Source organism: Oleiphilus sp. HI0080 (assembly GCF_001635135.1).
Map to the genome: position 1 here is coordinate 1 of NZ_LWFU01000630.1, position 7,377 is coordinate 7,377.

The following is a 7,377-nucleotide window of genomic DNA, read 5'->3' on the forward strand; positions in this document are numbered from 1 at the left end:
CAACATGTTGGCCCAAATCGGTTGAGGTAACGCCTAACTGTTGGAAGCCAAGCTCTTTTGCTCGGTGTTGAATAGCGCTCCACAGAGCGGGTGAAACAGGTGCAAGGTTATTTGTTGATCGTGACATGATGTTAAGTGAAGAATCCGGGGTGCTTTGCTAAGCTTAACAAATAAGTACTTGCTTAAGTTAAGGCTGTTTCTAGATTTGTTTTCTACAAACTTGCGTTAGTTTAGCAAACTGAAGCAATTAATGTGTCGCCGGGCCTGTTTTGACATGCAAATATCCTTGGTAAACGAACACGCCACCGCGGAATTTGGGGCGAGATTGGCAAAAGCACTTTCGGCGCAGGCGCTGCCGTTGATTGTCATCTATCTTCAGGGTGAACTCGGGGCTGGAAAGACGACGCTTGTGCGCTCGGTACTTCGGGGCTTTGGGTATCAAGGCAGCGTTAAATCACCGACCTATACCTTGGTTGAGGAATATGAAGTGTTAGGTAGAAAAATCTACCATTTTGATTTGTACCGACTCGCAGATCCGGAAGAGCTTGAATTTATGGGAATGCGTGATTTTCTTAATCCAGAGCTTGAAGCCTTAGACGGGATTGTATGCTTCGTTGAGTGGCCAGAAAAGGGGCGCGGTTTGTTGCCACAACCCGATCTAGAGTTGGGTTTGACTGTCGATGGTGAAGGGCGCGTTTGTGATGGCAAGGTCGCGGCTTCTAGTTGTGTTGATGTTGTGGAGTTTGAGAACGAGGTGTTTCATGTCTAGTGTTCTGAGATTCATCGCTGCATGTTCAATATTGTTGGTTTCGGTCTCGTCCGTTGCGGCAAAGCCGGTTGATGTAAAGGAAATTCGGCTGTGGAACGCGCCGGATCATTCGCGCTTGGTTTTAGATCTTGGGTCATCTGTCAGTCACAAACTAATGACTTTGCAAAATCCAGAGCGTGTGGTGATTGATCTGAAAGGCGCTAAAAAGAAAACGCGTTTTGATACGCTTGATCTTGCGGCATCTCCGGTTAAGTCAATTCGCAGTGCGGTGCGTAATGGTTCAGATCTTCGTATCGTTCTGGACATGAAGCAGCAGGTGAAGCCAAAGAGTTTTCTTTTAGCACCCAACGACCAGTACGGAAATCGTTTGGTGATCGATTTGTATCCAAAGAGTGCAAAGAGCGCGTCTAAACCTGTGAAAAAACTGGATATCGTAGACGGCAGACGGGATGTCGTTGTGGTCGTTGATCCAGGGCATGGTGGCGAAGATCCGGGTGCTATTGGGCCAGGCAAAGTGCGTGAGAAAGACGTAGTTTTGGCGATTTCAAAAGAGTTGGTGCGCCAGATTAATGCGGTACAAGGGTATAAAGCGTACCTAACACGGGAGACCGATTATTACATTGGGCTTCGTAAACGCACAGAAATTGCGCGAAAGCGCAACGCAGATTTGTTTGTATCTGTACATGCGGATGCATTTACGCGCGCTCAGGCTAATGGTGCCTCTGTTTACGCCTTGTCTTTGCGAGGGGCTTCGAGTGAGACGGCTCGCTGGCTAGCAAAGAAAGAGAATGCGTCTGATTTAATTGGTGGTAGTGGTGTAAAGCTAGGTGATCATGACGATATGCTTGCCTCAGTGCTGCTTGATCTAAGCTCTACTGCGAGCCTGAAGGCTAGTCTTTCGGTCGGCGACAAGGTACTTAGCTCGCTTGGCGGTGTCGCGCGATTGCACAAGTCACAGGTGCAGCAGGCGGGTTTTGCTGTTCTTAAGTCGCCTGATATCCCGTCTATTTTGGTGGAGACGGGTTTTATTTCGAATCCTGCTGAGTCTCGTCGTCTTAAGACACAAAAATATCAGCGTAAGATCGCGACTTCGATTTCCACCGGAGTGAAGCGTTATTTTCGCGAAACTCCGCCCTTAGGATCTTGGCTTGCGTCAAGTCAGGCTTCATCTAGGGCGGCATCTTATACCGTCAAGCGTGGCGATACCCTGTCGCACATCGCCGCAAGCTATGCGGTGAGTGTCAGTCAGTTGCGTCAATTAAATAAGCTACGTTCAGATGTTCTTAAGGTTGGACAGCAGTTGGTTTTACCGCGCTCTTAGAGTGTTTTTTCGTTTTTTTGGCTTGAAATAACCCTATATACGCTGCTTTATTGGGGTGCTTGGCGCTTAGAAAACATTGGTGCGCGTGTTACACTTTGTGCACATTCAATTCTCCCAATAGTCATGTCTAAAATACACAAACTTTCCGCCCGTTTGGCGAATCAGATTGCTGCAGGTGAAGTGGTTGAGAGACCGGCGTCTGTTGTAAAGGAGCTGCTTGAAAACGCATTAGATGCCGGTTGTGACCGCGTTCAGATTAGTATTGAAGGTGGAGGCATCAAGCGTATTTCAATACGTGATAACGGCTACGGTATTGATAAGGATGATTTGCCGCTAGCATTGAGCCGTCACGCTACGAGTAAAATTATCTCTCTCGATGATCTTGAGGCAGTCGCGACGCTTGGGTTTCGTGGCGAGGCTCTGGCAAGTATTAGTTCTGTATCGCGACTTCAGCTAAGTTCCAAAGCTGAGGGTTCGCAAGAGGCCTGGGTAGTGGAGACCGAAGGTCGAGATATGGATGCAACACTTAGCCCTACCTCCCACAATCGAGGCACAACGGTTGAGGTTAGAGATTTATTCTTCAATACGCCTGCGCGCAGAAAATTCATGCGTACTGAGAAGACCGAGTTTAATCATCTTGAAGAGGTGGTTAAGCGACAAGCGCTTGGACGGTTTGATGTCGGGTTTGACCTTAATCATAACGGTAAGCCGGTGCATAGCTTACGCCCAGCAGTGACCTTGCGGGACCGAGAGCAGCGTGTTGCAAGTCTATGTGGCAAGCCGTTCATGGAAAATGCGGTAGAGATCGATGTTGAAGCAACGGGCTTAAAGCTTTGGGGCTGGGTCGCGCTCCCTACGTTCTCACGAAGTCAGGCCGATCTTCAGTATTTTTTTGTTAATGGTCGTGTGATACGCGATCGATTGGTTAGTCATGCGGTTAAGCAGGCATATCGAGACGTTCTTTATCACGGTCGTCATCCCGCTTTCGTTTTGTATTTGGAGCTAGACCCCGCATTAGTTGATGTGAATGTTCATCCAACTAAGCATGAGGTGCGTTTCCGAGATGGTCGATTGGTGCATGACTTTATCTTTCGGAGTCTGCATCGGGCGCTAGCGGACGTTCGGCCAGATGAGTATATGCGAGATGAGCAAAGTGAATCGCGTGTCGCAGAGAGTGAGGCGATACATGCTGAATCTGGTCTTGCAGCCCAGCCGGGATTTAACAGCCAGGCAAGCATGGCATTGCCGGTAAACTCTGTTTCCGGCACTCGTCCGTATGGATTCGGCTCGCAGCAGTCTTCCGAAGTGGGCGCAACGTTGCAGGGTATGCAAAGTCTTTATGGTGGTGCAAGTGCCGCTTCGAATTCGGTGGCAGAAGCCGGTTATGCAGATTCTGGCGTTGCGCAGAGTAGCGCCTTCCGTCAATCCGTTGTGGGTCAGAATACTCTGCAGGACGGGGCAAGTCAGGGCGGCGCTGAGGAATATCCTTTGGGGTTTGCCGTAGCTCAGCTGCACGGTATCTATATCCTTGCGCAAAATGCCTCTGGTCTGATCATCGTAGATATGCACGCAGCGCATGAGCGTATTACTTACGAGCAAATGAAAGCCGACTTTTACGGTGCCGGTATTCAGGCTCAACCGCTGTTAGTACCTATTTCTTTGGCGGTGAGCTCTAGGGAGGCTGATGTGGCTGAAGAGTGCTCAGATGAGCTTCGCAAGTTTGGCTTGTTAGTCGAGCGGAGCGGCCCAGAGGCACTGATAGTTCGAGAGGTGCCAGTTATTCTGCAAAAGGTGGACGTTGTCCAGCTGGTGAGAGATGTGCTCAGTGATATGTTGGGTAGTGGCTATTCAGATCAGCTTGAAGCAAAAGCGAACGAGTTGATGGGAACCATGGCATGTCATGGTTCGGTAAGAGCAAATCGAGTGCTGACGCAAGCTGAGATGAATGCCTTGCTGAGAGACATGGAGGAGACAGAGCGAAGCGGGCAGTGTAATCACGGACGACCTACTTGGACTGCGTTATCAATGCCTGAGCTTGATAAGCTCTTTTTGCGAGGTCGATAGCGTTGGTTGGCAATGGCGTAGCGTTAGAATCGTTACCTCCTGCGATTTGTCTGATGGGGCCGACTGCATCTGGTAAGACCGATTTAGCCATTTCGCTTTGCAAACATTTGCCGGTTGATATTGTTAGTGTGGACTCTGCGCTGATCTATCGTGACATGAATATTGGTACTGCCAAGCCAACCGCTGAGGAATTGCTTGAGGCGCCACACAGGCTGATTGATATTCTCGACCCAATTGAGTCATATTCTGTAGCGCGGTTTTATGAAGATGCGTTGAGTGAGATGCGCAAGATCAGCGAAAAAGGCAGGATACCGTTGTTGGTTGGCGGCACGATGATGTACTTTCGCGTGCTACGTGACGGAATTGCAGCGATGCCGTCAGCGGATGAAGGTGTTCGAAAAGAGATTAATCGGCTTGCTGAGGAAAAGGGGTGGGCGCACATCCACAGCTTGCTAAAAGATATTGATCCGGAGTCGGCAGAGCGAATTAAGCCTTCAGATACTCAGCGATTGCAACGCGCGTTCGAAGTTTACCGTGTAAGTGGTAGGACTTTGACAGATTATTGGCGGATGCAACGGTCTCATAACTCAGGTGAGGCGAATGCGCTTGGCGCAGGTCTGCAGGAGATAAAAAATAATTCTGTTAGAACTGGAAATAAGGGTGAAGCGGATTACACTATCATTGACGATTCGATACCACCTGTGCCCTTTCGTTTGAAGTCCTTTGCGATTGCGCCTGCGGAGCGCAAAGATTTGCATGATCGAATAGCGACCCGCTTTCGTACAATGCTTGAATCTGGGTTTGAGGACGAGGTTGCTCGGTTGAGAGCTCGGGGAGATCTGACGCTACAGATGCCATCGATGCGCTGTGTCGGTTACCGTCAAATGTGGGAATACCTTGATGGAAAATATGATTACGACTTCATGGTCGAAAGGGGTATCATTGCGACGAGGCAGTTGGCAAAGCGTCAGCTAACTTGGTTGCGCTCTTGGGACGAGCTTACATGGCTGGAAACAGGGGATCAAAATAATCTGGCGACAGTATTGAATTGTTTTGATGTGGCCGCATTTAAGTAACAAGCAGAAAAGCAAACTATAATTTAGAAAACATAACTCAAAAAAGTCGGGAGAATAATAGAATGTCGAAGGGACACTCACTTCAAGATCCATACCTCAATGCGCTTCGAAAAGAGCGTATTCCCGTATCAATTTTTCTTGTTAACGGTATTAAATTGCAAGGCCAGATTGAGTCGTTTGACCAGTTCGTGATCCTTTTAAAGAATACGGTTAGCCAAATGGTTTACAAGCACGCTATCTCAACAGTAGTTCCTGCGCGCAATGTTCGCATGCCTACTGGCGATGAAGAAGCTGGAGCATAAGTAAGTATCTTGCAATTCTTCCCAATAATTTCTTTTGAGCTGCGATCCTTTTTGGTCGCAGCCGCTTTCGTTTTGAAGGCTCATAAGCGCCACCGTGTTTGATCGTCCAGACGCGGGTGAACGCGCAATCTTAGTTCATATTGATTTCCCTAATGAAAATGACCGCGAAGATGTAAACGAATTCAAGGAGTTGGTTCGTTCTGCAGGAGTGGAGCCGGTAGCGATTGTCTCCGGGTCGCGCACCCAGCCGAGCGCCCGTTATTTCGTTGGTTCAGGAAAGTTAGAGGAGCTTCAGGCCGAGCTTGAAGCCAGCGAGGCGGACGTTGTGCTGTTCAACCACGCATTATCGCCCAGTCAGCAACGCAACCTTGAGGGTGTGCTAGAGTGCCGAGTGATTGATCGCACGGGCGTCATTCTCGATATTTTTGCCCAGCGCGCGCGTACTCATGAGGGGAAGTTGCAGGTTGAACTCGCTCAGTTGGAGTATATGTCTACTCGCTTGATCCGAGGCTGGACTCACCTTGAACGGCAGAAGGGTGGTATTGGTCTTCGTGGTCCAGGTGAGACGCAACTTGAGACAGATAGGCGTCTTTTGCGAGCTCGTATCAAGGCTTTGCAGGGGCGATTAGGTAAGGTTAGAAAGCAGCGTGATCAGGGTAGGCGGGCTCGAACTAGAGCAGAAATTCCGACCATTTCTCTCGTGGGCTATACCAATGCTGGAAAGTCGACGCTATTTAATCGGGTAACCCAATCAGAGGTTTATTCTGCTGATCAGCTTTTCGCTACCCTTGACCCAACGTTAAGGAAGATTGATTTTCCGGATGTTGGTCGGGCGATTCTCGTAGATACGGTGGGCTTTATTCGGCACCTGCCGCACAAGCTTGTAGATGCATTTAGAGCGACGCTTGAGGAAACCATCGCTGCGACGCTATTGTTACATGTCATCGATTGTGCTGATGATCGTCGGCTTGAGAATGTTGAGGCGGTTGAAACTGTGCTCGACGAAATTGGCGCTGATGAGGTTCCAACGCTCAAGGTGTATAACAAACTTGATTTGCTAGATGATGCATCGCCCCGCATTGATCGGGATGAAGAAGGAAGGCCGGTTCGTGTTTGGGTGTCTGCGAATACTGGTGCGGGAATCGATCTGCTACATGAGGCTGTAGCTGAGCTACTTACTGAAGAAGTTGTGCATGCTGTCATTGCTTTGCGACACGAACAGTCTCGACTTAGGGCGCTTTTCTATGAAGAAAAAGCCGTTTTGAATGAGCATTATAACGATGAAGGGCAGTGCGTCGTTGAGGTTCGCTTGCAGGCGAGTGATTTTGAACGAATGCTTAAGCGTTGTGGTGTCTCGCATGCTGAACTACTGATCAAGCGAATCTAGCAAATCGCGAGAAGCGTATAAGTTGCAGCAAGGTTAATTATTTATAGCTTTAAGAGCCTCATAGGCTTTCTGAAAAAGATTTCATAGTTGATTGTCCGCTAGCGCTTGCTCAGGTGTGCTTCGCGTTTTAGGATTGCGTACTATTCAAACTAACTAAAACCTACTAACAAACGGGGTAAGGTATGGCCTGGAATGAGCCGGGTAATTCAAACGGTAAAGACCCATGGGGCAATAACAATCGCGGTGGCAATCAAGGGCCGCCAGATCTTGATGAGGCGCTAAAGCAGCTGACGGATAAGCTAAACGGCTTGTTTGGTGGTGGCAAAGGCAGTAACGGCGGAGACGGTAACAGTAACAACTCCTCGGGCTTGGGCGGCATTTTTCTGATCTTGGGTGTTATTGCAGTCTTGTTTTTAGGTTGGAAGTCGATTTATACCATCGATGAGCAGCAGAGAGGT

7 protein-coding genes are annotated in these 7,377 nt (G+C 48.9%); all 7 read left to right on the top strand.

Features of this window, described 5'->3' with window-relative positions; translation table 11 throughout:
• Positions 1 to 274: 274 nt before the first annotated feature.
• The gene (gene tsaE / locus A3751_RS13775; RefSeq protein WP_082863257.1) at positions 275 to 769 is read left to right on the top strand and encodes a tRNA (adenosine(37)-N6)-threonylcarbamoyltransferase complex ATPase subunit type 1 TsaE; all 495 of its coding nucleotides are present in this window, start codon (positions 275 to 277) and stop codon (positions 767 to 769) included.
• A complete protein-coding gene (locus tag A3751_RS13780) occupies positions 762 to 2,090 on the top strand; it encodes an N-acetylmuramoyl-L-alanine amidase (RefSeq protein WP_068457066.1) in 1,329 nt (442 codons plus the stop codon). The genes tsaE and A3751_RS13780 overlap by 8 nt, the downstream gene beginning before the upstream one ends.
• A 123-nt stretch (positions 2,091 to 2,213) precedes the next feature.
• Entirely contained in the window at positions 2,214 to 4,154 is a 1,941-nt protein-coding gene (gene mutL, locus A3751_RS13785) for a DNA mismatch repair endonuclease MutL (protein ID WP_068457069.1), read from the top strand.
• Positions 4,155 to 4,207: 53 nt separating this feature from the next.
• On the top strand, positions 4,208 to 5,230 hold the full coding sequence (gene miaA, locus A3751_RS13790) for a tRNA (adenosine(37)-N6)-dimethylallyltransferase MiaA (protein WP_068457075.1): 1,023 nt from the start codon (positions 4,208 to 4,210) through the stop codon (positions 5,228 to 5,230).
• Between the two features lie 62 nt (positions 5,231 to 5,292).
• Positions 5,293 to 5,532, top strand: coding sequence for an RNA chaperone Hfq (hfq, locus tag A3751_RS13795; protein ID WP_068457070.1), 240 nt, complete (start codon positions 5,293 to 5,295; stop codon positions 5,530 to 5,532).
• Between the two features lie 94 nt (positions 5,533 to 5,626).
• Positions 5,627 to 6,919, top strand: a complete 1,293-nt coding sequence (gene hflX / locus A3751_RS13800) for a ribosome rescue GTPase HflX (RefSeq protein WP_068457073.1) — start codon at positions 5,627 to 5,629, stop codon at positions 6,917 to 6,919.
• A 182-nt stretch (positions 6,920 to 7,101) separates the two neighbouring features.
• A partial coding sequence (locus tag A3751_RS13805; protein WP_197466349.1) for a protease modulator HflK N-terminal domain-containing protein occupies positions 7,102 to 7,377 on the top strand: 276 nt, incomplete at its 3' end.